This is a genomic window from Flavobacterium limicola (assembly GCF_003634755.1).
Taxonomy (GTDB): domain Bacteria; phylum Bacteroidota; class Bacteroidia; order Flavobacteriales; family Flavobacteriaceae; genus Flavobacterium; species Flavobacterium limicola.
On sequence record NZ_RBXA01000001.1, the window covers coordinates 1,623,205 to 1,648,219 of the forward strand.

The 25,015-nt window shown below is 33.7% G+C and carries 25 protein-coding genes, 1 tRNA gene and 1 pseudogene; 7 read left to right on the forward strand and 20 right to left on the reverse strand.

The annotated features are described in order from the left end of the window. Positions 1–13: 13 nt before the first annotated feature. The 8 genes and pseudogenes from BC952_RS15015 to BC952_RS07220 all read right to left on the reverse strand — a co-directional run bounded on the left by BC952_RS15015 (position 14) and on the right by BC952_RS07220 (position 5,682). Positions 14–205: a hypothetical protein gene (locus BC952_RS15015; RefSeq protein WP_244200108.1), complete on the reverse strand. Its 192-nt coding sequence runs from the start codon at positions 203–205 to the stop codon at positions 14–16. Next, a complete protein-coding gene (locus tag BC952_RS07190; RefSeq protein WP_244200109.1) occupies positions 141–1,070 on the reverse strand; it encodes an FAD-dependent oxidoreductase in 930 nt (309 codons plus the stop codon). The genes BC952_RS15015 and BC952_RS07190 overlap by 65 nt, the downstream gene beginning before the upstream one ends. Before the next feature lie 12 nt (positions 1,071–1,082). Further along, a complete protein-coding gene (gene arsB, locus BC952_RS07195; protein ID WP_121364864.1) occupies positions 1,083–2,129 on the reverse strand; it encodes an ACR3 family arsenite efflux transporter in 1,047 nt (348 codons plus the stop codon). 2 nt (positions 2,130–2,131) lie between these two features. Further along, entirely contained in the window at positions 2,132–2,764 is a 633-nt protein-coding gene (locus tag BC952_RS07200; protein ID WP_121364865.1) for an arsenate-mycothiol transferase ArsC, read from the reverse strand. An 18-nt stretch (positions 2,765–2,782) separates the two neighbouring features. Then, the gene (locus tag BC952_RS07205) at positions 2,783–3,253 is read right to left on the reverse strand and encodes a DUF6428 family protein (protein ID WP_121364866.1); all 471 of its coding nucleotides are present in this window, start codon (positions 3,251–3,253) and stop codon (positions 2,783–2,785) included. A 19-nt stretch (positions 3,254–3,272) separates the two neighbouring features. After that, on the reverse strand, positions 3,273–3,605 hold the full coding sequence (locus BC952_RS07210; protein WP_113633231.1) for an ArsR/SmtB family transcription factor: 333 nt from the start codon (positions 3,603–3,605) through the stop codon (positions 3,273–3,275). A gap of 114 nt (positions 3,606–3,719) precedes the next feature. Further along, positions 3,720–3,980 carry a heavy-metal-associated domain-containing protein gene (locus BC952_RS07215; protein ID WP_121364989.1) on the reverse strand — a complete coding sequence of 87 codons (261 nt, stop codon included), beginning with the start codon at positions 3,978–3,980 and terminating at the stop codon, positions 3,720–3,722. Positions 3,981–4,167: 187 nt separating this feature from the next. Next, positions 4,168–5,682, reverse strand: a pseudogene (locus BC952_RS07220) (succinate CoA transferase). 157 nt (positions 5,683–5,839) lie between these two features. Here BC952_RS07220 and BC952_RS07225 point away from each other — a divergent pair. From BC952_RS07225 to BC952_RS15130, 7 genes are all read left to right on the forward strand, one after another. After that, entirely contained in the window at positions 5,840–6,658 is an 819-nt protein-coding gene (locus tag BC952_RS07225) for a helix-turn-helix domain-containing protein (protein WP_121364867.1), read from the forward strand. 169 nt (positions 6,659–6,827) lie between these two features. Next, positions 6,828–8,171, forward strand: coding sequence for a TolC family protein (locus BC952_RS07230; RefSeq protein ID WP_244200110.1), 1,344 nt, complete (start codon positions 6,828–6,830; stop codon positions 8,169–8,171). Between the two features lie 35 nt (positions 8,172–8,206). Then, positions 8,207–9,259: an HlyD family secretion protein gene (locus BC952_RS07235; RefSeq protein ID WP_121364869.1), complete on the forward strand. Its 1,053-nt coding sequence runs from the start codon at positions 8,207–8,209 to the stop codon at positions 9,257–9,259. Positions 9,260–9,263: 4 nt separating this feature from the next. Beyond that, positions 9,264–10,847 carry an efflux MFS transporter permease gene (locus BC952_RS07240; RefSeq protein ID WP_121364990.1) on the forward strand — a complete coding sequence of 528 codons (1,584 nt, stop codon included), beginning with the start codon at positions 9,264–9,266 and terminating at the stop codon, positions 10,845–10,847. A gap of 159 nt (positions 10,848–11,006) precedes the next feature. After that, positions 11,007–11,381 (forward strand): hypothetical protein, encoded by a 375-nt coding sequence (locus tag BC952_RS07245; protein WP_121364870.1) that lies wholly within the window; start codon positions 11,007–11,009, stop codon positions 11,379–11,381. 28 nt (positions 11,382–11,409) lie between these two features. Then, positions 11,410–12,027: a DNA polymerase ligase N-terminal domain-containing protein gene (locus BC952_RS07250; RefSeq protein WP_244200111.1), complete on the forward strand. Its 618-nt coding sequence runs from the start codon at positions 11,410–11,412 to the stop codon at positions 12,025–12,027. Between the two features lie 768 nt (positions 12,028–12,795). Beyond that, entirely contained in the window at positions 12,796–12,921 is a 126-nt protein-coding gene (locus BC952_RS15130) for a hypothetical protein (protein ID WP_279629640.1), read from the forward strand. A gap of 522 nt (positions 12,922–13,443) precedes the next feature. Here the strand turns inward: BC952_RS15130 and BC952_RS07260 are convergent. The 12 genes from BC952_RS07260 to BC952_RS07315 all read right to left on the reverse strand — a co-directional run bounded on the left by BC952_RS07260 (position 13,444) and on the right by BC952_RS07315 (position 24,991). Then, positions 13,444–13,531: transfer RNA gene (locus BC952_RS07260), tRNA-Ser, on the reverse strand. Positions 13,532–13,698: 167 nt separating this feature from the next. Beyond that, positions 13,699–14,832, reverse strand: a complete 1,134-nt coding sequence (gene ribB, locus BC952_RS07265; protein ID WP_121364873.1) for a 3,4-dihydroxy-2-butanone-4-phosphate synthase — start codon at positions 14,830–14,832, stop codon at positions 13,699–13,701. Positions 14,833–14,840: 8 nt separating this feature from the next. Then, entirely contained in the window at positions 14,841–16,274 is a 1,434-nt protein-coding gene (locus BC952_RS07270) for an LptF/LptG family permease (protein WP_121364874.1), read from the reverse strand. 8 nt (positions 16,275–16,282) lie between these two features. Continuing rightward, entirely contained in the window at positions 16,283–16,963 is a 681-nt protein-coding gene (gene lolA1, locus BC952_RS07275) for an outer membrane lipoprotein periplasmic chaperone LolA1 (RefSeq protein ID WP_244200113.1), read from the reverse strand. Between the two features lie 4 nt (positions 16,964–16,967). After that, positions 16,968–19,415: a DNA translocase FtsK gene (locus BC952_RS07280; protein ID WP_121364875.1), complete on the reverse strand. Its 2,448-nt coding sequence runs from the start codon at positions 19,413–19,415 to the stop codon at positions 16,968–16,970. 19 nt (positions 19,416–19,434) lie between these two features. Further along, a complete protein-coding gene (locus tag BC952_RS07285; RefSeq protein WP_121364876.1) occupies positions 19,435–19,809 on the reverse strand; it encodes a diacylglycerol kinase family protein in 375 nt (124 codons plus the stop codon). A 10-nt stretch (positions 19,810–19,819) separates the two neighbouring features. Next, positions 19,820–20,317: a thiol peroxidase gene (gene tpx / locus BC952_RS07290; protein ID WP_121364877.1), complete on the reverse strand. Its 498-nt coding sequence runs from the start codon at positions 20,315–20,317 to the stop codon at positions 19,820–19,822. 189 nt (positions 20,318–20,506) lie between these two features. Next, positions 20,507–20,764, reverse strand: a complete 258-nt coding sequence (locus tag BC952_RS07295) for a DUF6952 family protein (protein WP_091172168.1) — start codon at positions 20,762–20,764, stop codon at positions 20,507–20,509. Positions 20,765–20,868: 104 nt separating this feature from the next. Further along, positions 20,869–21,177, reverse strand: a complete 309-nt coding sequence (locus tag BC952_RS07300; RefSeq protein WP_091172170.1) for a thioredoxin family protein — start codon at positions 21,175–21,177, stop codon at positions 20,869–20,871. A 126-nt stretch (positions 21,178–21,303) separates the two neighbouring features. Beyond that, positions 21,304–21,942 carry a peroxiredoxin gene (locus tag BC952_RS07305; RefSeq protein ID WP_113637308.1) on the reverse strand — a complete coding sequence of 213 codons (639 nt, stop codon included), beginning with the start codon at positions 21,940–21,942 and terminating at the stop codon, positions 21,304–21,306. Between the two features lie 141 nt (positions 21,943–22,083). Next, a complete protein-coding gene (locus BC952_RS07310) occupies positions 22,084–23,694 on the reverse strand; it encodes a glycoside hydrolase family 3 protein (protein WP_121364878.1) in 1,611 nt (536 codons plus the stop codon). A 25-nt stretch (positions 23,695–23,719) separates the two neighbouring features. Beyond that, positions 23,720–24,991: an AmpG family muropeptide MFS transporter gene (locus tag BC952_RS07315; RefSeq protein WP_121364879.1), complete on the reverse strand. Its 1,272-nt coding sequence runs from the start codon at positions 24,989–24,991 to the stop codon at positions 23,720–23,722. Between the last annotated feature and the right edge of the window lie 24 nt (positions 24,992–25,015).

The following is a 25,015-nucleotide window of genomic DNA, read 5'->3' on the forward strand; positions in this document are numbered from 1 at the left end:
ATAATAAACGAATTTAGATTTGCTGTAGATATTCGATGATTTCGTTACAGGTTTGTTTGGCATTTCTGTTGATTCCAATCAGTGTTGCTGATGCGTAACCCGTCCAACTGCCGTAACCTGCCAGCCATAATCCGGGAATTTCAGTTGCTTTGCTTTCTTCGGTTTTTACAATGCCTCGTTCGTCTGCTGAAACAATGTTTTTCAAAAAAGATGTCGTAACCAAAACCTGTACACCAGATAATTGCATCAAAATCTTCTTTGGTTCCGTCAGACCAAATCACACCATTTTCGTACATGCTTTCAAAACTGCCACTTGAAATCAAAACTCCCCTGGAACGAGCTTCTTTCACGGGTGGTACCATTACAATATTTCCCAAATCATAATTGGCGGCATTAAATGGTTTTCCTTCTTTTTCAGCATTGTATTTGGCGGTTGCCACGTTGAAAAGATAAAACCCGTCCACTTCATCCGGTAAATATTGTGGTGGTTTTCTAGTAGACCATTTCACGGTTGTAACTTTAGAAACTTCGGCTACAATTTGTGCACCTGAATTTCCTTCACCAACAACCAGAACCTTTAAATTCCTAAACTCTTCCGAATTTTTGTAATTAGCAGAATGGATTTGAATTCCTTTGAAAGTCTCTCTTCCTTTAATCTTTGGAATATAAGGATTGTTCCAAGTTCCCGCTGCCGCAATAACTGCTTTTGAAAAATAGATTCCTTTATTGGTGTAAACTTTGAATACTTTATTTTCAGAAGTTATGTTTTCTACAGTTATGGAGCGCTCTATTGGCAATTCATAACGTTTTTCATATTGGCATAAATAATCAATTACTTCCTGTTTTAAAGGAAACAGATTTTCAGATTTTGGCATAAGCCAACCCGGCAAAGAACTGTGCTCAGCAGGAGAAAAAAGTGTCAAACTGTTCCAAGCATGAAGCCAAGCACCACCGCACTTTTCTTCTTTATCCAAGATTAGAAAGTTGAGTTTATGACGTCGTAAATAATATCCGCAAGCCAAACCGCTTTGTCCGCCACCAATAACAATAACATCCAGAATTTTATGCATTGGGATTTTACTTTAAGTTGTTTTAGTGTAATATTTTTTTCTTAACCAAAAAGCGACATTTACCAGAATTATCAAAGCAGGAACTTCTACTAATGGCCCAATAACTCCTGCAAATGCCTGTCCGCTATTGATTCCGAAAACGCCAATGGAAACGGCAATTGCCAATTCAAAATTATTTCCGGATGCAGTAAATGAAAGCGCAACGGCATCTCTATAATTAGCTCCGATTTTTTTTGAAACAAAAAACATAAGGAAAAACATAATGGTGAAGAAAATGACAAGCGGAATGGCAATTCGAAGAACATCCAGCGGCAAATCAACAATCATTTCACCTTTTAAACTGAACATGACTACGATTGTAAAAAGCAACGCAATCAAAGTAATGGGAGAAACAAACGGAATAAACTTTTGATTGAACCATTTGTCTCCAATGAATTTCTTGATGGCATAACGACTAATTACGGCTAATGCAAATGGAATCCCTAAATAAATTCCGACTGTTGCAGCAATTTCAGCAATAGTAATGTTTAATTCCAAGCCTTTTATTCCAAACAGAGGTAGCATGATTTCCAAATAGAAATACGCATATAAACTAAAGAAGAACACTTGAAGCAAACTATTAATCCCAATTAAACCCGCTGTTAATTCCCTGTTTCCCTCGGCTAATTCATTCCAGACAATTACCATCGCTATGCAAGGCGCAATACCAATTATAATTAAACCCATCATGTATTCGGGGTAATCTTTCAAAAAGAATGTTGCCAGTGAAAACATTAAAAATGGACCAACAATCCAGGTGATAAAGAAAGAAGCGGTCAGTAATTTTGGCTTTTCAAACATTAAAGGAATTTTTGAAAAATCAATTTTAGTCAAAGGCGGATACATCATTAATATTAATCCAATTGCCAAAGGAACATTGGTCGTTCCGCTAGAAAACGAATTGATAAAACCGCTACTGGATGGGATAAAATAGCCAATGGAAACGCCAATCGCCATTGCCAGAAATATCCAAAGTGTCAAGTAACTATCTAGGAAATTTAATCTTTTTTTAGAAGCCATTATTATAATTTTATTTGGGAGAATACATAAAACATTTCGGTTGCAATTTGCAAACTGCGTTCCTGATATTTTTCTGCTTGTTGCGGTGTGTTGTCAAATGCTTTTGGATCTTCAAATGTGATTGGGATGCGCTTTTCAGCACCAGCTATAAACGGGCAGCCGCCATCTGCTTGCGAACAAGTCATAATTGCTGCAAATTCACTTTTTGGATTAAAATCATCATCATACGCTTTGGAAAAACCAATAATAGGATGCTCGTTTTCCGAGTATTTTATGGCATAAATAGGATTAGTTCCTGCCGCAATAGTTTTGATTTTAAATCCTGATTGCTCCAATGTTTTTGCTGCCATTGGAAACAAAGCCGTTGCTTCGGTACCGCCAGAATAGCAAAATACATTTTTTACGTTGAAATGTGCAGCTGCTGTTTGTGCCCAAACCTGAGACAAATGGCTTCTTCTGGAATTGTGCGTGCAAATCAAGTTCAGCCGAATTTCTTGTTGATTCGATGCTTTTGCTTGAATAAAATCAATAAGCGGTTGCAAAACAATTTTGCGTTCCGTCGAAATGCTTTCGAAATTAAAAGAATAAATTGTTTTTGCAATTTCTGGAAATAGGGTGGTTTTGGTTAGTTCCATTTTACAGTTTTAAAAAAATTAGCAACAACCTCCACCTGGAGTGCAGCTATTGGTTTGACTTGGGATTTCGGATAATTTTACTTTTTGTTTTTCTGCAGGAATTCCGCATTGGTCTTCTGCTAAACAAGCAGTTTGTTTGTTTAATAATGTAAAAGCTGTTCCGTTGAAACCAATATCGTATTTACCAATAGTTTCTGCTTGAAATTCAACTTCTACTTCATAATCTTCAATACCCAACACTTTTTCAGATAATTCAATGATATCCAATAATTTTTTTGGTTTTAGACGGTGCTCAAAATCATTGGCATCCCATAACTGGAAATTTACCACGGTTTCTTTTCGAACTTTTCCACCACAATCAATGAAGTTTCTGGTAATTAAACCCACTTCAGTTACATGGAAATGTTCTGGAACATAGGTTCCATTTGGCAATACAAAAGCAACGTTGTCCAACGTGCTCAACTGTTTTTTAATTTCTGATAATTTCATGATTCTTGTAATTTAAAAATTAGCAACATTGATTTTTCTTGTTTTCTAAATAGGTATTGATGTGCTGAAAAAAGTCCTTTATTTTATTAAAACCTTCTTCGTTGAGGCAATAGCAAATGGCATTTCCTTCAAAATTGCCTTTTATAAGTCCGGCATTTTTTAGTTCCTTCAAGTGCTGCGAAACGGTAGGTTGGGCCAGAGGCAGTTCGTTTACAATATCGCCGCACACACAACTGTTTACTTTGATGAGGTGTTGTATTATGGCAATTCGTGCAGGATGGCCTATGGCTTTCGCCAAAGTTGCCAACTCATTTTGCTCGTCTGTGAAATGTTCTGATTTAGTAATTCCCATCGTTATATATTTATATTGCAATATTACGATATAGTTTTGTTGTAAAAAAAATTAAATGGTTATTTTTTGAAAAAAAACTATAGTGCAGGCATCTTTAAAATTAACTTATGAAAATTAAAGTTCGAATAATCCTTTAGGGATAGCATGAAAACCAACTAGTTTCACTCGATTTTCAATAGCACTTATGGGAATCATTTTGGAGGTATGCACTGTAAATTCTCTAGGGAAAATATCAGTATTCAAAAGGACGTCTTTAATTCCGTCTAATTCTAAAAGGCTGGACTTGATTTCTAATAAATCTAAATCTTCGATAGCATTTGTTCCAAATATTTTACCATGATTTCCCGGAATCACATTGTCGGTAAGTATACTCATGATTTTGTCTTTTAAGATTAGCAAAACGGTTCTGGTAGAATTTAAGTATTTTAAAGTTAGTGATTTATGTTTTACAAACATAGAAAAATAATAAAATTTTTAACTTTAAAAATGAATTGATTCAATAAAAACATCCCTAAACAAAAAGTATGTTTAGGGATGTTTAAAAAAAATATAATTACTAATGCTAGAGTAATTCAACTGAAATATTTTCTTTCATGCTACCGGTTTCAACATATCTGGAGTGCAGTTTGAAGGCTTCTTCTAAAATGTGAGGCGTATGTCCACCGCGCAAACAAGCCCGATTAAAATAATCTGATAATTCATCTTTGTATTCTGGATGCGTGCAATTTTCAATAATTACTTTGGCTCGTTCTCTGGGCGCAAGTCCTCTTAAATCGGCAATTCCATGTTCGGTGATTAAAATGTCAACATCATGTTCCGTATGATCGACGTGCGAAACCATTGGTAAAACATGAGAAATTGCATTAAATTCTTTTGATGATGATTGCGTAACAAAAATGCTCAAGCACGCATTTCTGGCAAAATCACCCGAACCACCAATACCGTTCATCATCTTGGTTCCAGAAATATGGGTAGAATTGACATTCCCATAAATATCAAATTCAATGGCTGTATTTATGGCTATAACTCCCAATCTTCGTATCACTTCGGCTGAATTGCTGATGGTTTGCGGTCTAAGTAGAATTTTGTCCTTGTACTTTTCGAAATTATCAAGAATGTGTTTGTAGCAATTTTCAGAAACAGTTATGGAAGAAGCCGATACAAAATCTAATTTTCCGCTGTCTATAAGTTCAAAAGTGCTGTCCTGCAAGACTTCGGAATACATTACTAAATTTTAAAAATTTCCTTTGGCAAAGCCAGACATGACCGCATTAGCTACTTTTCCTATTCCCGCTTGCAACGGCATCAATGATTTGGTTAAGCGTCCTTCCTTGATTTCCTTTTCAAAAAAAGCTAGTAAATGATTGGCAATGGCAGCCGTTTTGGGATCTATTGCAGTTACTTGTGCAGGACTATCGGGGATTTCTGTGAAAACAATTCCAATGACTTTGTCAGGATTAATGGTGATATATTCGGTTCCAATTCTTTCATCTGCAGCAGTAATGTTTAAAACGCCTCTATTGGGATAACTTTTTGCAATATAAATATCATGAATCCCTTTGAATTCAAGTGGTATGGAAGTATTTATTTCGATGATGATTTTATTGGCCGCATGCGCAAAAGTAGCTGAATTTCCAACTGAGGTTGTCGGAATTACATTTCCATTCTCATCAATATACGTAGCTTCAATTACAGCAATGTCAATTTTTGGAAGGTGTTTGTTTTCTAATAACTCGGCCGTTTCACTTAAATGTTGATCTATAAAAAGTACTTTTCCGTCGTTTATTTTTTTTCGTAGAGTAGCATCAACCTGAAATGGCATTCTCTTGTATAAAGCATCATTATTAGCCAAATCTGTATCAGTAGTATGCCCTAAAGAAGCACCGGTAATTAATGTGATTCCAATAGTTTCTGATTTTGCTCTTTCGGCAAAAGCGGGTAAAACGGCTTTACTATCACCAGCTTTTGTAAATCCACTGGTTCCGATAGTCATTTTATCTTTGAAAAATAAAGCGGCTTCTTGTGCAGAAATAACTTTGTATTTGTAACTTTGAAATCTAATTCTATCCGACTGCATAATTATGTGTTTTTAATAAAAAAATAACCAAAAATTGATGTTTTGATAATGAATTAAATCAATTTTTAGATTTTAATTTATATCATGTACAATTTTAGTGAAATTAAGAACTGGATAAATATCGTAATAAGTCATAAAAATATTCATTTCAGCCGCAATGAGTCCATTCGAAACTTTAGAAGAGAAATATTATATTAAAGAGGTTGATACCGATAAAAAAAGTATTTATTGCCACCATGATTTGATGGGTGAATTGTTAATTCCAACTCACAAGCATGAAAAAGCCCAAATGCTCTATTCAGAAGGTGGTATTGTTCACGTTACCACCGAAACCAAATCTTATTTTCTTCCTGCGCGTCATTTTATCTGGATTCCAGGCGGAATAAAGCATAGTATTCATCCGAATTCGGAACATGTCATGATGCGGAATTTATATTTTCCAATAGATTCAAATGACGATCCTTTTTACAAAATGGAAGGCATTTATCCCATTAACGATTTATTGTTGCAAATGATGCTTTTCACAAACCGATGGAACGGAAATCTAAAAAAGGGAACTAGAAATTTTACGATTGTTAATGCAATAAAAGCCATTTTACCAGAAATCTGTCTGACTAATTTGCCGTTATCATTGTCTTTGCCTAAGGACATTCGACTGAATAAAATCATTAGCTATTTAGATAAAAACTTGGGAGAAACTATTTTGTTCTCTGATTTAGCCAATCGATTTGGGTTTAGTGAGCGCTCTTTGTATCGTTTATTCCAAAAAGATTTGGGCATGTCGTTCATTCAATATTTTACGATTCGGAGAATTTTAAAAGCAATAGAATTGTTACTTGAAAAAAAACTATCTGTTAGCGAAGTGGCACAAGCTGTGGGATATAGTAGCGTTCCAACTTTTAGCAACACATTTTTCAAGATTTTAGGACAACGCCCTTCTGATTATTTAAAAGGGATTGAAATATTAAAAAAGTAGTTTTTCACAGCACTCATTTTCTGCAATCGTTATAGTGTTTGTTCTTGTTTTACAATTGTCTGAAATGAATAAATAGTTGGCTTTTGTTGATTTTACGGCATAGATTAAATTAGGGAACTTTGTATTCTATTCCTTTATCTATATTATGTTTCTTAAAAATCAGGTTTTTTTGAACCAATCGAGAATTAATTTTTCGAAAAATTACTTGTTGCTATTCCTCTTCTTTCATGGAATTACTTCATTACACGCACAGCAAGTTTCCTCAATTTCTTTGAATGATGCTTTAAAAATCGCTAAAGAAAATAATAAGACCATTCAGAAATCTCATATTGAACAGCGCATCTCAGAAAAAGAAATTGCCGGTGCAAAAAATCTTCGTTTGCCGGAAGTTAATTTTAATGCGATGTATTCCCGATTATCTGATTTGACGGAATACGAAGGCGGTTTTTTCTCAGACAAACATACCTATACTCCTGAACCTGGAACCGTGATATATGATGCGGTTACCAAATTTGATGTACCACTTTATGCAGGTAATAGAATCAATAATGCGATTAAAAAGTCGAAAGAGGAAAACGAAATTGCTAAAATTAAGGTAGAGAAGACACAAAATGACATTCAATTGCAGGTGACAGCTACTTTTTTGGGAATTTATAAAATGATGGAACTCCACAAAATCATTGGCGAAAGCATTAAAGAAGAACAGGAGCGATTAAAAGAAGTGAAAGCTTTTAAAACCTTTGGAACGGTTACTAAAAACGAAGTGTTGCGTTCGGAACTGCAACTTTCGGATCGAGAACTAAACTTATTGACGAATAAGAAAAATATCAAAATTGCACTTCAAGAGTTAAAAACACAGTTGCAGTTGCCCGAAGAATCAGAAATTTCTATTGATACAACAGGATTACTTGATATTGCACCGTTGAAAGACTATGATTTCTATTTCAGAGAGACGCTTCAAAACGAAGAAATGCGTATCGCAAATAGGGAAGTGGACGTTAAAAAAACAGAGTTAAAAATGGTGAAAGGGAATTATTATCCGAAGGTCAGCTTATTTGGAAATTATAATCTAAAATATCCTGACTATATGTTATTTACGCTGAATCGTCCGTATCTCTTTACCGTAGGACAAATAGGAGTAGAGGCTACTTATAATTTGTCGGGTTTATATAAAAATAAAGCTAAAGTTCAGGTTGCCAATTTAAAAGTGGATTTGCAAGAAAATGAATCGGAGCTTGTGAAAAATGAAATGGTGGACAAATTGTTTAGAAAGCATACCCAATATCAGGAAATACTGGACAAGTTACCGGTTACAGATAAAGCATTTGATTTAGCCAATGAAAATTATCGCATTGTAAAAGTAAAATACCTTAACCAACTGGTTTTGATTACGGAAATGGTCGATGCGGATAATGCGTTGCTTCAGGCAAAATTCAACAAAGTTTCCACTAGAATAGATATGGTTATGAAACAGTATGAATTGCTCCATACGGCAGGATTACTCAACAAATAATAATTCAATTTAATATAATTTAGTTTCAAATTTATATGGTAAAAGTTCATAATTCGTCAAGAGCTCATCGATCATTTCATAGATTAATTACCGTGATTTCCGGTATGCTGGTTCTCGGCGGAATTGTTTTAGGGATTTGGTTTTATATTTTTAATAAAAATCACGAAGAAACTAATGACGCCCAGGTGGATCAATATGTAACACCAATTATGGCTCGAATTACAGGGTATGTAACCGAAGTGCGTTATAATGAAAATCAATTTGTTCACAAAGGCGATACGTTATTAGTAATTGACGATAGGGAATACAAAGCGCATTTAGACATGGCATTGGCCGATGTTGAAAATGCAAAAAGCAATAGCATTGTGATTGAAAAAAATGTCGTAACAACTTCTAATGTAACTTCCGTTAGACAATCGCAGTTACAAGCTGCAAAAACAGAAGTTTGGAAAACAAAATTGGAATACAATCGCTATAAAGGATTAGTAAGCCAAGAAGCGGCTACTGAACAACAGCTTGAAAAAGTAAAAGCGGATTATGAATTGGCACAAGCACATTATCAGGAAATAGCTAACACGATTCAATCGGCGGCATTGAACACCTCAGAAGCTTCGGCTAAAATTCCAACGGCTCAGACGGTAATTCAGTCCAAACAAGCAGTTGCTGACAATGCGGCTTTGTATCTTTCTTATACCATAATTACCGCTCCTTATGATGGTTGGGTTGGTAAAAAAATCATGCAACCGGGGCAAATGATAAAAGAAGGACAGACTTTAGCTTCTATCGTTAGTAAAGAAAAGTGGATTACGGCTAATTTCAAGGAAACACAACTGCAATATTTATCCATTGGCCAGGAAGTGGAGCTAAAAGCAGATGCGATAAGCGGAAGAGAATTTACAGGAACTATTGAATCTTTATCGCCAGCCAGTGGCGCACGTTTTTCTCTCTTGCCACCTGATAATGCAACGGGTAACTTTATAAAAATAGAGCAAAGAATTCCGGTTCGAATAAAATTAAAAGAAAGTGATGCACAAACGGACTTTCTGAGAGCCGGTATGAATGTTACCGTTATTGCCGAACACAAATAATCCAATGTCAAAAACAAGTATTTTTAAATCTTGGGTTCCTAATTGGGCCATTATTGCTATAATATTTTTCTGCATGTTGCATTCCATGGTTTTATTGGGAGTATATACTTCTAATGTGACGTATGCAGCGAGTTTTTTGGACGTAGAAGTAGAAGATTTGCAGTTTTCAATGTGTGTGACTTATGGAACATTTTTGGCTACATTACTGATTGAAAGCAGGTTTTTTAAATTTTTTCCAACTAAAAAATATTTCCTGGTTATTTACAGTCTGGCAGCCTTAACATTTATTTTGACTGCTGATACTGAAAATTTCCCTTTGTTTATTATGTTACGAATGGCCGAAGGTATCTTGATGGCATTGCCAGTTTTGCCTTTACGACAGTTTTTGATTACACGATTTAAGTCTAAAAATGCTGTGATTATAGCTTTTACAATTAATTATGGAGCCTTGATGCTGGCTTCTCCTTTTATAATGAATATTGCGGTTTGGCTGCTGGAGAATTACGATTGGAAATATATGGCGTATGGTTCGGCTTTTTTCCAAATTGTATGCGTGGCTTTGGTCATGATTACTTTTAATAACAATCGTTTTCATAAAAAAATCCCATTGTATCAGATTGATTGGGCCAGTTTTATTCTGGTGCTTACCGCTATTTTATGCGGTAGTTATTTTGTGGTTTATGGCCAAAAAAAATATTGGTTTGAATCTTTCCAAATTCTTTCAGCACTCATTGTAGCCTTACTAACAGGAGGTTTTTTTATCGCCCGACAAATGCTGGTGAAGAGACCTACTTTTGATATGCGAGTTTTTCGCTATGCGAATCTAAGAACTGGATTGTTGCTGTCTGTGGTTTTTTATATTGCCAGATCGACTTTGAATATTTGTCACAGCACGATGGCCGTTATTTGGAATTGGGAACCTTCAAGAGTGGCGCATGTGCAGTATTTAAATTTGACAGGAAATGTAATTGGGATGATTTTGACTGTAGTTTTTTTGTCTAAATCAGTAGCTTCGCGTTATATTTTTATAATAGGATTTTCAATTTTTGCGCTATTTCATTTTTGGTTTACTTTTCTTTTTGTGCCGGATGCTTCCTTGTCAGACATTGCGATTCCGTATATGTTACAGGGCGTTGCTGTCGGAATAATATTTGTTCCGTTAGTCTTGTTCACCGTAGCTGCTGTTCCTACGCATTATGCTCCGTTTGCAGGAGTAGTGGGAGTTGCAGGCCGTTTTTGGGGAAGCATAATGGGTTTTGCGATGATTCAAAACGCAGGGTTGTTTTTGCAAAGTACCCATTTTACAAAATTCAGACAATTTATTATTCCCGAAAGTCCAGAAACACAAAGGCGCGTCGAACAACTTACCAGAAATTTTATGGCTAAAGGCTATACTTTGGATGACTCCAATGCATTAGCGATGAAACAAATTATTAGTTCAGTTTCAAAACAATCAGTTTTACTGTCCAATATGGAAATCTTTACCGCTATTGGTTATATAATGGTTATTGTGGTTATTTTTCTATTGCTTAATCAGCATTTAAGACAAACATTTGACCTTTTTAAAAATAGAATTTGGGGTACTTAAAAAGGTGTACTATGGTTTATTTAAACCTTTTTGGATTGAAAATCTCTTTTTGGCACTTTGAAATCCTTGAATAATTTGATTTTTTTATATAAATATAAACAGCATTTCTATTTAAAATGTTTAACTTAGTGTATTGAAAATCAATTAAATAAGTGTGTAATGAATAATAGAAACGATAAATTGAACTTTGACAAAAGAAAACCGGGGAAGAAAGATAAAAATAAATTACCAGATTCTCTTTTGTACCCTCCAAGCGAAGATATATACAGTCAATTTAAAAAAGAATCGGATATAGATCCGGAAGATATTTCTAAAAATAAAGTGCCAGTTGAAATCAATAATGTCACGGAATTGAATGAAAAAAATTTTGAGGAGGATGTTTCTGGTGGAGATTTAGATGTGCCTGGCTCAGAATTAGATGATGATAAGGAAAATTCCGGAAATGAAGACGAGGAAAACAATCATTACAGTATCGGTGGTGATGATCACAACAATTTAGAGGAAAATACAGGAAGTAAGAGTGGACAAGTCTGAGGTTGAACCTTGAGTTTTATTAATTGAAATGATAATCGTATTTGCAATGTCTTTAAAGGAATACAGTAAAAAGCGGAATTTTAATTCTACAGCCGAACCAGAAGGTGAAATTAAGAAATCAACATCCGAATTAATTTTCGTGGTGCAAAAACATGCGGCTTCTCATTTGCATTATGATTTTCGCTTGGAAATGGATGGAGTGTTAAAAAGTTGGGCAATACCCAAAGGACCGTCAATGAATCCCGCTGATAAAAGATTGGCTATTATGGTTGAAGACCATCCTTATAGTTATAAAGATTTTGAAGGCACTATTCCAGAAGGCAATTACGGTGCTGGAAATGTTGTTGTTTGGGATAATGGAACGTATACTTTAGCGGATTATAAAAATGCAGGCGATCTGGAAACTAAATTGAAATCTGATTTACAAAAAGGGCATCTTAGCTTTAATCTTAATGGAAAAAAACTGAAAGGCGAATTCGCATTGGTGAAACTTAAAACAAAACAGGAAAATACATGGCTTTTGATAAAGTCAAAGGATCAATATGCAATTGATGAAGATGTTTTGCAACAAGACAAATCGGTACTTTCTGATATGACTTTAGAAGATTTAGAAAATATGTCTAAAAAAAATGATGTTATTTTATAAAAAACAATAAATAAAATAGTAAGTTTTTAATTTACCCGTTTCTTAAATAAAGAGTTAAATTATTGGTACAGGTAATAGTTGTTTTTTTATTAATTTGGTAACATAATAATTTAGGAAACCAGTTATAATTTAGAACCTTTCCATTGTAATTATACATAGGCGTTATTTTATAAATAGTAGAATCAGACATAACAGCACTACTCCTTTTTATATTTAGTAAATGAAATTGTAAAACACTATTTTGTATTCGAGTAGTGGGATTGTATCCAATACACTGTGTTTCTCTGTTTATTGGATTTTCTACAATTATTCTATAGTAATGAACGCCTAAATCTTTTGAAAACTGTGCATTTGAAACAAAAATAAAATGTAGCAAAATTACTGTCTGAATCAATTTTATTTTCATAATTTATAGTTGTTAATTTAATTCGGTATTAATTTGACTGTTAGGTATTTAAGTGTGATTTTTAAAGTCATATTTTTGGCTTTGTAATTAATAAATTTAGAAATTTTATTTACTAGTTACAAACAAAAACGACTAAAGGTTAGGTATTTACGTTTATTTGCACTGTGTGTTAAGTATAAATTCCAATTTAAAGTGATTACTAGTTTTGGAGTAAAAAGACCACCACTTTCCAATTCAAAAAGACCGCCATTTTTTTGGTAAAATTGATCCTTATAAACTACTGACTTTAAATGTTGTTAGCATCTTGGACATACGAAACTAACCAGCAAAGAAAGTTAAGAAATAAACCTAAATTTTAACCTATGAAACTAGTCCGCAAAGTTTATGATAAAGCTTTAAAAAAAAAAGCAGTTCAATTGAGTGAGAGAATAAATAATTCAGAACTTGCCATAGAGGTAATATTACATTCCCATAGTTATGAAGTTTAAAAAGCCTAGGCTTCGAGTGAACAATCTCTATAATTTTGAGTGTGACTTATTCCATAATTTTTAACGGAGCAGTTTATTGGCTTACCTGAAGTAGACAAGCCAAGGCTTGGTAACATTGTCATGTTTCATAATCTTGGGAATTGTGTAAATTGATTTCATTTTAATTTGTTTAAGAATTAAAATGTTTGCGGGGGACATTAAATCGATCGTTAGAACATTTCTGTTCCCTTTTTATTAAAAAAAAATGGAAAGTTTTTGTTTTCATCGTGGTAACTTTTTAACAATTATTAAATTTAAACTTTGTAATACTTCCAAACAAGATGTTCGAATAGTGAAAAGGTATTTGAACAAATGTTGAATTGGTAACTTTTGAGATAGGTGTCACTTGAGAAATATAATTTCAGTGACACCTCAAAAGACACCTAAGTTTTGAGATTTAATGAATAATTAGGGGTTTGGCTAAAAGCAAAAACCCTTTAAATCATACGATTTAAAGGGTTTTAATTCAATTTGTATTTCTACTGGCGGAGAAAGAGGGATTCGAACCCCCGGACCTGTTACAGTCAACAGTTTTCAAGACTGCCGCATTCGACCGCTCTGCCATTTCTCCAGTCTGTCGCTTTCATTACCTGATTGCGAGTGCAAATATAAGAACCTTTTTTGGTTATGCAAATCTATTTTTACAAAAAAAGCATCTATTTTTAAGACTATTTTTTAAAGGTTTCATTTTCTATACTTTAGATAAAAAATAAATTTATAAAAAATCAGTAATTAACTTTAATACTTTACATATTCGGTTATTTCCAGCCCGTATCCAATCATTCCAACACGTTTGGTGTGTTCAGCATTCGATACTAATCGTATTTTTGAGATATCAATATCGTGTAATATTTGAGCCCCAATTCCAAAATCTTTGCTATCAATAATTATTTTTGGTGCTTTCATTGTTCCTTCTGCTTGTAAAACCTTCAATTCAGAAATACGATTCAGTAGATTTACTGATTGCATATCTTGGTTGATAAAGATTACGGCACCTTTTCCTTGCTCATTAATTACTTTAAACATGTCATCCAGTTGCTGGTCGGCATTATTTGTTAAAGTACCCAATAAATCATTATTCACTTGCGAAGAATTTATTCTTGTCAAAATTGGTTCTCCTAAATTCCAAGTTCCTCTTGTCAAAGCAATATGAATTTGCTTATTGGTTGTTTGTTGATACGCTCTTAGCCTAAAAGTACCAAAGCGAGTTTCCAAATTGAAATCTTCTTTTTTAACAATTAAACTGTCATGTTGCATTCTGTACGCCACTAAAGCTTCGATGGAAACTAATTTCAAATCGAATTTTTTAGCCACTTTTACTAATTGGGGTAAGCGAGCCATTGAACCATCTTCATTCATGATTTCTACAATCACTCCCGCCGATTTAAAACCTGCTAATCGCGCAAAATCAATAGCAGCCTCTGTATGTCCTGTTCTTCGCAATACACCACCTTGTTTAGCAATAAGGGGGAAAATGTGTCCTGGTCGTGCCAAATCATGTGGCTTAGTAGTCGAATCAACTAAAGCAAGTATCGTTTTTGCTCTATCTGCTGCTGATATTCCTGTAGTAACTCCGTTTCCTCTTAAATCTACCGAAACTGTAAAAGCAGTTTCCATCGGATCTGTATTATTGGTAACCATAACATGCAGTCCTAATTCTTTACAACGGCTTTCGGTTAGTGGCGCACATATCAATCCTCGACCGTGTGTAGCCATGAAATTGATCATTTCCGGTGTCACTTTCTCGGCAGCAGCCAAAAAATCTCCTTCATTTTCGCGATCTTCATCATCAACAACTATAATGATTTTTCCTTGGCGAATATCTTCTATTGCTTCTTCAATTGTATTGAGTTGTATTTTATTTAGGTCCATTTATGTAGTTAATTTTGTGATGGAAATATTTTTTTAATTATTTTTTGGAATGGAGCTAAAATGACATCCATATTTATTAATCCAATATCGTTTGTAGCTCTATAAGTCAGTAAAACTGCTAATGGTGTCAAGATAAATGACGATAACCAAGCTCCCATAAAAGGAGTCATTCCGTTTTCCTGAGCAATCCTTTTTCCAAAAGTATTTATAAAGTGAAAGGTTATAAAAATTAAAATTGCAAAAACAATTGGAAGTCCTAATCCACCTTTTCTAATAATTGCGCCCAAAGGAGCACCAATAAAAAACATTAGAAAACAGGCGTATACAATTACAAATTTATCGTAAAGTGCCAGTATATGTTTGTTGATATTTTTTTGTTTATTTTCCAATTCGTTTTTAATTGTGTCAATCGAATAGGATATACTGGTGACATTACTACTGGCTATTTTTAAAATATCTAATTTTTCCTGATCAGTGTATAATGTTAAAATATCATCTGGAAAAGGCTTGTTTTTTTCTTTTTTTAAGATTTTTTTATTGTCTGGAATTCCGATACGTACATTACTGTTTTCCGAAAAGGATAGGATCTCAGTTTTAATATTTTTATTTAATGAATCTAAAGTGTAGTTCAATTCAGTAACGGTAAGCATCGTATTTGTGTTAGCGACACTTTCATCGGTCACATCAGTTTTATTCAATTCAGATAAATCGATGTTGATGATGTGTTTTTTAAAGGAACTTTTTGCAAAAGGCATTTTGCTGCGGTCTTCATATTTTTTTGGAACAATATCTTCGTAATAATAACCATTATTCAATACTAACTGTAAAATGCTGGATTGTTCACTACTAATCAATTCACCATCTTTGGCTTTGATCACCGTTTTACTGCCATCACCAATGTTTGATTTTTTGTGAATTGTAATTCCAGTGAGGATGTTTCCATTGTCTCCTGTTTTTTTATTGACCTTAATATTATAAAAACCAACATCATTAAATTGACCTTCGGCAATGGCCAAAGCCGGTTTAACCTGTGCAATGTTTTTTCTGAAATTGATGAATTTGTATTCAGCATAAGGAATTACATTGTTCGAAAAGAAAAAGGCTACGATACTTAATAAAATGATGAATACAGTCAGACTTCTCATGGCTCTTTGGAGTGAAATTCCGGAAGATTTCATCGCTGCAAATTCATAATTTTCAGCTAAATTACCAAAAGTCATTATGGAAGATAATAAGATTGAAAGCGGTAGAACTAATGGTACAATTCTAGGCATAGAAAAGGCCAGGAATTTAATAATCATTAACAGATCTAAATCTTTCCCGGCCAATTCGGATATGAATAACCAAACGGTTTGAAGTATAAATATAAAAAATAGGATTACAAATACCGTAGTAAATGTAGTCAAAAAGGTTTTTAATAAGTATTTGTCAAGAATTTTCACCTAATGCATTAATCTAATTTGTTGATGTAGTAATTTGGATATTTACTCCCCGCAAATGTAAATTGATTTTTTGACAAAGGTTGGTTGGTTTTAAAAGAATTAACCGTTAAAGTTGTTTTTGTGCCTTTTTTGCCCATTTCTATTAAGTTATAGATATGTTTAGTCTGAACATCAATTCCCAACAATACTTCTTTTCTTTGATCTTTAGAGTTTATTGGAACTAATTTGATATATTGAATTTTTCGACCTTTTACATTCTGTAAAATATCCATAGAATATTTATAACCTGAATTGAAAAAAGTTAACATTTTAGAAGGTGTAATAGCATTATCGTCTTTTTCATTAACTGTAGAAATAGTGATTTCTTCATCTTCCGGAACGATAGTATATGTTTTTTTACCATCAAAAATTTTAGTTACTCCCATGAAATTTAATACATACTGATTTCCTTTCATCGTTACATTTCCTTTGCTGTCCTGATTGATATTTTCTTTAGCATTATTTAAAGAATATTTAAAATCAATTGCAATATTATTATAGCTTTTAACTTTTGCGGTGACCTGATCTAAAAGGTCTTTTGCTTTTTTATCTTGTGCTTGTATTGAAAAACTAAAAAGTAATAAAGACGCAATTAAAAGAAATCTTTTACCCAAGCTCTTAGTTTCTGTATTGTTTTTTTTGAAATTCATGATTTTATTTGTTTTGTTCATTGTTGAAAAATTGATCAAGAGAACTCATGTCAAGAATGTTTACACTACGTGCTTTACTTCCTTCAAAAGGACCAACAATTCCAGCTGCTTCCAATTGATCGATTAATCGGCCTGCTCTGTTGTATCCTAATTTTAGTTTTCTTTGTAACAATGAAGCTGATCCTTGTTGTGCATTCACAATTATTTCGGCAGCTTCTCTAAACAAAGTATCTCTATCTGAGATATCCATATCAAGATTAATGCCACTTTCTTCGCCAACGAACTCAGGAAGTAAATAAGCTGTGGCATACGCTTTTTGTGAACCTATGAATTCAGTGATTTTTTCCACTTCAGGAGTGTCAATAAAGGCACATTGTACTCGCACGACATCATTTCCATTAGTATAAAGCATATCACCACGACCAATCAATTGATCAGCACCTTGTGTGTCCAGAATGGTTCTGGAATCAATTTTTGAGGTCACTCTAAAAGCAATACGAGCAGGGAAATTGGCTTTTATCAAACCAGTAATTACATTTACCGATGGTCTTTGTGTCGCGATGATTAAGTGAATTCCAATGGCTCTAGCCAGTTGTGCCAATCGGGCTATAGGAACTTCAACTTCTTTACCGGCAGTCATAATCAAATCGGCAAACTCATCTACAACAAGAACGATGTAAGGCAAAAATCGGTGTCCGTTTTCAGGATTCAATTTCCGAGCCTTAAATTTATCGTTGTATTCTTTTATGTTACGCACCATCGCATCTTTCAACAAAGAATAACGGTTGTCCATTTCCACGCAAAGCGAATTCAAAGTATTCACCACTTTTGCATTGTCCGTAATAATGGCGTCATCCATGTCTGGAAGTTTTGCTAAATAGTGTCTTTCAATTTTATTAAAAAGTGTAAGCTCAACTTTCTTAGGATCAACCAAAACAAATTTAACTTCGGCTGGATGTTTTTTGTACAAAAGCGAAGTCAAAACAGCATTCAAACCAACTGATTTTCCTTGTCCGGTAGCACCAGCCATCAATAAGTGAGGCATTTTGGCTAAATCCACGACAAATGTTTCGTTCGAAATTGTTTTTCCAAGTGCGATTGGTAATTCCATTTCGGCTTCTTGAAATTTGGCAGAGCCAATAACACTTTTCATCGAAACCATTGTTGGATTCTTATTCGGAACCTCGATTCCTATCGTTCCTTTTCCTGGAATAGGAGCAATGATACGAATTCCTAATGCCGAAAGTGATAAGGCGATATCATCTTCTAAACTCTTGATTTTTGAAATACGAATTCCCGCTTCCGGTACAATTTCATATAACGTTACCGATGGTCCAACGGTCGCTTTTATTTGTGCAATTTCTATTTTATAATTGCGAAGCGTATCTACAATTCGGTTTTTATTTTCTTCTAATTCTTCTTGATTGATGGTAATTCCGCCAGTTGAATATTCTTTTAATAAATCAATCGTAGGAAATTTATAATTGGATAAATCCAAAGTTGGATCAAATAATCCAAAATCAGCCACCAATCGGGAGGCTAAATTTTCTTCGATAATATCTTCTTCCGGAGCAGTTTCTATTACAAAAGTATCTGTTGTATTTGAAATAATTTCTGGAGTTGCAATTGGTGTTACTTCCATTGCAAGCGGTTTTGCAATAGGGTCTTTATTAATATCAGATGAATTACTGATCGTAGGCTTCAATGCTTCTTTATTAATTTCGAATTGTGAACCATTCGTTTTTAAATGAATTTCATCAACTTCTTCTTCCGCAACAGCAAATTCCTCTAAGTTGTAACCACTTTTACCATTATTAATCGGACTAGTTGTTAAATCTGTTTTGAGTTCTTTTTTAGTGTTGTCAAAAAAGGATTGGATACTTTCAGGAGAAAGTTTGATTTTGAAAATTATATAGATGATTAATCCAAACAATAAAATTAATAAAGCTCCTGTTTTTCCAGTGTAATCTTGTAGAAATAAATTCAATTCATATCCAATTGTACCTCCCAATTCTGGAGCTGAAGTAGCAAAAAAACCAAATAAAACGGATAAAACAATTATTACAAATAAGTCCCAAAACCAAATATTCTTCAATTTTTTTAATGAAATAGCAAGAATTAAATACATTCCGGTTAGAAAAAATAACCGTACAAATATAAATGCGGCAAGTCCAAATCCTTTGTAAACAAGCAAATCAGCCAAAAATGCACCGAATTTACCTAGCCAATTATGAACAGTTTCTGATCGATCAGTCAATTGTTGAACAGCGCTTTGATCTTCTTGTCCATAAATAAAAAAGCTTACAAACGCAACTAGTAAAGCGATAGAAAATAAAACCAATAAAGAACCCAAAACAATTTTGTGTTGTTTGGTTATTTTTATTGGAGTATTTAACGGTGCTTTGGTGTCGTTTTTTTTATTTAAAGGGGCTGTTTTTGTTATTTTTGCCATTCTTAATTTGAAATAATACCTAAAGAAATAAAGGCACATATATGATTAAACCAATTGCTATTGCTGTCAAAGCAGCAAAAAATACCGCTCCAGCAGCAATATCTTTGATGAATCCAATTCTTTCATGGTAATTTGGATGAATAAAATCGGCTATTTTCTCAACGGCAGTATTTAGACCTTCGATGCTCATGACTAAACCGATAGCTAAAGTCTGAAAAAGCCATTCTGTTTTAGAAATACCAAAATAAAATCCAGCAATGCACATCAAAATCCCAATAGAAAATTGAACCATAACACTGTGTTCCGTCGAGATTAATTTCAAAGCGCCCTTAAATGCATAAGAGACGCTTTTTAATCTTCCGGTAAAGAAAGTATTGTCTTTTTGAAACTCCATCAAGTTGTGATTATAGTACTGCTAATGCAGCCTCGTAGTTTGGTTCATCTGCAATTTCAGCAACTTGTTCCGTGTGAGTGATTATTCCGTTTTCGTCAACAACAATAATAACTCTTGAATGCAATCCAGCCAATGGTCCGTCAGTAATTTCTAAACCATTTGCTTTACCAAAACTTCCTTCTGGAAAATCAGATAAATTAACAACATTCTCAAGTCCTTCCGCTCCACAAAAACGTTTTTGTGCAAAAGGTAAATCTCTTGAAACGCATAAAACTGTTGTATTTTCTAAAGTACTTGCACTTTCGTTAAATTTACGAACAGATGCTGCACATGTTCCGGTGTCAACACTTGGGAAAATATTTAAAACTAATTTTTTTCCAGCAAAATCAATTAGTGAAGCTACAGAAAGGTCAGTTTTAACTAATTTGAAATCAGCAATTTTCGTACCTACTTTTGGTAATTCTCCTGAAGTGTGAATCGGATTTCCTCCTAATTTTATTGAAGCCATAATGTTTGTTTTTTTGTGAGGTTCAAAAGTATGAAAATTATTTAAGAATAAGTCCTCATATGTCGCGATAAGTTTAGCGTTTTGGTTCAATTTTTAAACTGCATGGCTACAATGTGTTTTCAATTTTAAATAAAAAAAAACACACTCGTTGGGGAGTGCGTTTTTGAAATAAAGAATTAAAAATTATTTTTATTTGTCAATAGAACCCAAAACACGTTTCATGAAAGTGTTCAAAGCTTCTTTTTTATCAGTTCCAGTTTTTACCAATTTGTTGACTTCTAAAGCGCCATACATATTAGAAATTAATTCCCCAATAACATCTAATTCTTCATCTTTCAATGATGAAATTTCAGTCATTGCTTCCAGAACTTCGATTGTTTCTATGATGTAATCTTCATCATTCTCTTCTATAAACTGCGTTAAATGCTTAATTACGGGTAATTTCATATTTTTTTAAAGTTTAAAGTTTAAGGTTTTGAAAGTTTAAGGTTTTGAACTGCTGTTAAACTAAACTTATTTATAAAGTCAGGTAACTTTAAACTAAAAAATCATTAAACAATTTCATTCACTAATTCAATTAAAACTTCTTGTTTATTGGTTTGTGTTTCGTTCACCAGTTTTCCATTTACAAAAGTGGCAAAAGTTGGTAAATTACTAACATTTGCTAATTTTCTCGATTCTGGAAAATTTTCAGCATCAACAAGAGCAAAAGTAATTGTCTCGTTTTCTGAAGCTAATTTTTTGAATTTTGGCTTCATAATTCGGCAATTTCCGCACCATGATGCCGAAAATTGAACGACTACTTTTTCGTCTTTTGCAATTAAATCCTGTAACGTATCTTCAGTTAATTCGATTAACATAAGTTTGTTTTTTAAGGTTGAAAGAGGCAAAGGTTCAAGGGGACCAAGTTTTTAGAACTTCGTGAATTTACACAACAAAAAACCTTTGTTGCTCAGGACCTCTAAACCTTTGTATCTTTATTTTAATTAGTTTAAAGTCAAGTATTCAGCAGTACTGATTCTGTCAGCGCTCATCGCTTCTTTTCCAGCTTCCCAGTTTGCAGGACAAACTTCTCCTTTTTCCTGAATGTGCGTGTAAGCATCAACCATACGTAAATACTCGTTTACGTTACGACCAAGTGGCATATCGTTAACACTTTCGTGGAAAATTTTTCCAGTTTCATCAATTAAGTAAGTCGCTCTAAAAGTTACATTAGAACCTTCAACAATTACAGAATCAGTTTCTTCAGAATATTCAGTTGAATCGATATCAAGGATTCCTAAGATGTTAGATAAGTTTCTGTTAGTATCAGCAAGAATTGGGTATGTAACGCCTTCAATTCCACCATTGTTTTTTGGAGTATTTAACCAAGCAAAGTGAACTTCGTTAGTATCGCAAGAAGCACCAATAACAATTGTATTTCTTTTTTCAAATTCCGGTAAAGCAGCTTGAAAAGCGTGCAACTCAGTTGGGCAAACGAATGTGAAATCTTTTGGGTACCAAAACAAAAGTACTTTTTTGTTGTTATTTACAGCTTCATCGAAAATGTTGATTTTTAAATTATCACCCATTTCAGAGATAGCGTCTACTGCAATACTTGGAAATTTTTTACCTACTAATGACATTTTATTTACTTTTTTAGTTATTTTTTTGATGGTGCAAAAGTAGTTAGTCTAAAAGTTAAATAAAATACCAAATGATTATAAAAATTTATTTCAAAATAGGGAATTACTATACTCTATATTTTGAAAGATTTAATTTACTAATTATAACATGTTAACCTCCACAGGAAGAGTTCCTTCGCAGGTTGAGTTTTCCAGGAGTTGCTCTGCAGCGGCTTCTTGGAATTCAGAAAAATCTTGGTACAACATTATAATCCCTGAAGCTTTTTTCAGATTTGGGATCACTTGAAGTGCGTACGGATTCCCAAAAACATATAAAATACATTTTTTAGTAGTCAATAAGTTGCCTAAAAATTGAAGTACGGAATCTTCAATATCAAAATTGTTTAAAGGTTTTGCCTTTGGAACAAATAAAGAAATAACTAACGTGTCAAATCTATTTAAATTTTTTTCTAATTCATTCAGAACAGATTCGCCTCCAGTTTCGTAACTAAATTCTGGAGAAGGCAAAGCATGTGTCAAGCTTTTAAAAAATACATTATCAATATTTTTGTAAAGGCTAATTTTGGCGAAATCTTCTCTGTTTTTTGCATCAAAAACAGTCACAGTATTGTCATTGTCTTTTATTTTTGTGATGCAGTTTTGAGCAATTTTTAGGTTTAATTTTGAAGTGGTTTCAAAATCAAAATGACTTTTGGAAAGGTTTGGCAAACTTAGTTTTCCATCCAAAATTCCAGCTTTTTGCTTGCATTTCCAAATGCGTTTAAAACTAGCTTCAATTCGCTCAGGAGTTGCATTTTTTAAGATTTCCTGAATTCCTTCGGGAACATTTTCTGCAAAGCATAACACATCATTTCCAGCATTAAAAGCTTCCCATTCTAATAACCCTTTTTGATCGTATAATTTAGAAACGCTGTGCATGTTCAACGCATCCGAAATCACTAATCCATCATAGCCTAATTGCTTGCGCAAAAGTGTTTCAATCACGGATTTTGATAACGTTGCCGAAGTATCTTTTCCATCGTTCAAAGCGGGAACAGCCAAATGACCAATCATAATTGAATCGACATTATTATCGATTCCTTTTATAAAAGGAACTAATTCATTTGCTAATAATTCTTCCAATGTTTCTTTTAAAACGGGTAATCCTAAATGTGAATCGACATTGGTATTTCCATGTCCGGGAAAATGTTTAAGACAACCCAAAATCCCAACATCATTCATTCCTTTTAAATATTCCAAAGAAAAATCACTTACTTTTTCTTTATTTTGACCAAAAGAACGGTAGCCAATTACAGGATTATTCGGATTGTTATTGATATCTGCTAAAGGCGCTAAATTATAATGAATCCCAACTGATTTTAAGTCTAAACCAATTTGTTTCCCAACTTCGTAAACCAAATGTTTTTCACTGTCAGGCAAAGCGCCAAGTGTTATTGCATAAGGATATTGTGGTGTTTTTTCGACGCGCATGGCTAATCCCCATTCGGCATCAATACTCATTAATAACGGAGTTGTAGCACAATTTTGATACCTGATGATGAGTTCCTTTAAACGCTGAAAACTATCATCATTTAATACTATTTTTTTATTGGTTTCATAATTGGTTGCAGCGCTGGCTCGACTATGAAAAAAAGTCAATCCGCCTATATTGTGCTCTTTGATTAATCGTTCTGTAGCTTGAATATTTTCTTCGGTATCATTGATGAAAACAGCAGGAAAGAAAAATTGTCCTATTTTTTGTTCTAATGTCATTCTGAAACAACTTTAAATGGTAAAATTAAATATCTGATTTCTTACCAAAATCAGCTGGAAAAATCAAGAATCGGGATAAAATTAATCCTGGGATGGTTGCTAAAAATACCCAAATAAAGAAATTTCCATACCCAAGATATTCCTGAATATAACCGCTTATCATTCCCGGAAGCATCATTCCCAAAGCCATAAATCCGGTTGCGATAGAGTAGTGGGACGTTTTTGATTCGCCATCAGCCACATAAATTAAATACATCATGAAAGCGGCAAAACCAAATCCGTAACCAAATTGCTCTGCGATAACGGCTGCATAAACATACAAAACGGAACCAGGATGAAAATGTGAAAGTAATATGAACCCAATTATAGGTAAGTGCATGGCCAAAATCATTGGCAACATCCATTTTCCTAATCCGTCTCGTGAAATTACGATTCCGCCCAAAATTCCACCAACAGTAAGTGCAATCACGCCAAAAGTCCCATAAATAACACCAACATCTTGAGTGGTTAAACCCATTCCGCCTGCTGTTACAGGATCGATTAAAAAAGGAGTCAACATTTTTAACAATTGCGATTCTCCTAATCTGAATAATAGAATGAAAGCCAGAACTAAACCAATTTGTTTCTTTTGAAAAAAAGTAGCGAAAACAGCAGCAAAATTTTTATTTGCAACCGATTCCGTTGTTGTTTCTACGATTTTGGCTTCTATTTTTGGTGTGGAAAAATAATTGTAAATCGTAATGACAGTCATAATTAATCCTACAACTACCATGGTATAGGACCATGCTTTTTGTTTATCGCCATATTCTTGTTCTAAATAACCGGCAATAAATACCATTAATCCATTTCCGGTAAGCATCGAAAGTCGGTAAAAAGTACTGCGGATTCCCAAGAAAAAGGATTGTTGGTCTTTTTCTAAAGCCAACATGTAAAATCCATCACTGGCCACATCATTTGAAGCTGATGCAAAAGCAGCAACCCAAAAAACAGCTAAACTGATAACGAAAAAATTACTCAAAGGAATTGTTAAACCCACAATCAAAAAAGCGAGGGAAATTAGCAATTGCATGCTCAAAAACCATTTTCTTTTAGTGGAATAGAGATCAATAAACGGGCTCCACAACGGCTTAATTACCCAGGGTAAATAGAGTAAACTGGTGTAAATTCCAATGTCTTCATTATTAATTCCGAGGTTTTTGTACATAATCACCGAAACCGAAATAATGATGGCGTAAGGCAAGCCGGAAGCAAAGTTTAAAACGGGAATCCAATACCAGGGTCTATTGTCTGTTTTCATGAAAGGCAAATTATATTCGATTAA

What these genes read in the sequence shown, in the direction of transcription:
- BC952_RS07235 (WP_121364869.1), top strand. Translation starts at nt 8,207, where the DNA reads ATGGTAAAAGTTCATAATTCGTCAAGAGCTCATCGATCATTTCATAGA.
- BC952_RS07285 (WP_121364876.1), bottom strand. Translation starts at nt 19,809, where the DNA reads ATGGAGTTTCAAAAAGACAATACTTTCTTTACCGGAAGATTAAAAAGC.
- BC952_RS07295 (WP_091172168.1), bottom strand. Translation starts at nt 20,764, where the DNA reads ATGAAATTACCCGTAATTAAGCATTTAACGCAGTTTATAGAAGAGAAT.
- BC952_RS07205 (WP_121364866.1), bottom strand. Translation starts at nt 3,253, where the DNA reads ATGAAATTATCAGAAATTAAAAAACAGTTGAGCACGTTGGACAACGTT.
- BC952_RS07245 (WP_121364870.1), top strand. Translation starts at nt 11,007, where the DNA reads ATGAATAATAGAAACGATAAATTGAACTTTGACAAAAGAAAACCGGGG.
- BC952_RS07200 (WP_121364865.1), bottom strand. Translation starts at nt 2,764, where the DNA reads ATGGAACTAACCAAAACCACCCTATTTCCAGAAATTGCAAAAACAATT.
- BC952_RS07305 (WP_113637308.1), bottom strand. Translation starts at nt 21,942, where the DNA reads ATGTCATTAGTAGGTAAAAAATTTCCAAGTATTGCAGTAGACGCTATC.
- BC952_RS07310 (WP_121364878.1), bottom strand. Translation starts at nt 23,694, where the DNA reads ATGACATTAGAACAAAAAATAGGACAATTTTTCTTTCCTGCTGTTTTC.
- BC952_RS15130 (WP_279629640.1), top strand. Translation starts at nt 12,796, where the DNA reads ATGAAACTAGTCCGCAAAGTTTATGATAAAGCTTTAAAAAAAAAAGCA.
- tpx (WP_121364877.1), bottom strand. Translation starts at nt 20,317, where the DNA reads ATGGCTTCAATAAAATTAGGAGGAAATCCGATTCACACTTCAGGAGAA.
- BC952_RS07210 (WP_113633231.1), bottom strand. Translation starts at nt 3,605, where the DNA reads ATGGGAATTACTAAATCAGAACATTTCACAGACGAGCAAAATGAGTTG.
- BC952_RS07280 (WP_121364875.1), bottom strand. Translation starts at nt 19,415, where the DNA reads ATGGCAAAAATAACAAAAACAGCCCCTTTAAATAAAAAAAACGACACC.
- BC952_RS07215 (WP_121364989.1), bottom strand. Translation starts at nt 3,980, where the DNA reads ATGAGTATACTTACCGACAATGTGATTCCGGGAAATCATGGTAAAATA.
- BC952_RS07190 (WP_244200109.1), bottom strand. Translation starts at nt 1,070, where the DNA reads ATGCATAAAATTCTGGATGTTATTGTTATTGGTGGCGGACAAAGCGGT.
- BC952_RS07315 (WP_121364879.1), bottom strand. Translation starts at nt 24,991, where the DNA reads ATGAAAACAGACAATAGACCCTGGTATTGGATTCCCGTTTTAAACTTT.
- BC952_RS07300 (WP_091172170.1), bottom strand. Translation starts at nt 21,177, where the DNA reads ATGTTAATCGAATTAACTGAAGATACGTTACAGGATTTAATTGCAAAA.
- arsB (WP_121364864.1), bottom strand. Translation starts at nt 2,129, where the DNA reads ATGGCTTCTAAAAAAAGATTAAATTTCCTAGATAGTTACTTGACACTT.
- BC952_RS07250 (WP_244200111.1), top strand. Translation starts at nt 11,410, where the DNA reads ATGATAATCGTATTTGCAATGTCTTTAAAGGAATACAGTAAAAAGCGG.
- BC952_RS07225 (WP_121364867.1), top strand. Translation starts at nt 5,840, where the DNA reads ATGAGTCCATTCGAAACTTTAGAAGAGAAATATTATATTAAAGAGGTT.
- lolA1 (WP_244200113.1), bottom strand. Translation starts at nt 16,963, where the DNA reads ATGAATTTCAAAAAAAACAATACAGAAACTAAGAGCTTGGGTAAAAGA.
- BC952_RS07240 (WP_121364990.1), top strand. Translation starts at nt 9,264, where the DNA reads ATGTCAAAAACAAGTATTTTTAAATCTTGGGTTCCTAATTGGGCCATT.
- ribB (WP_121364873.1), bottom strand. Translation starts at nt 14,832, where the DNA reads ATGGACCTAAATAAAATACAACTCAATACAATTGAAGAAGCAATAGAA.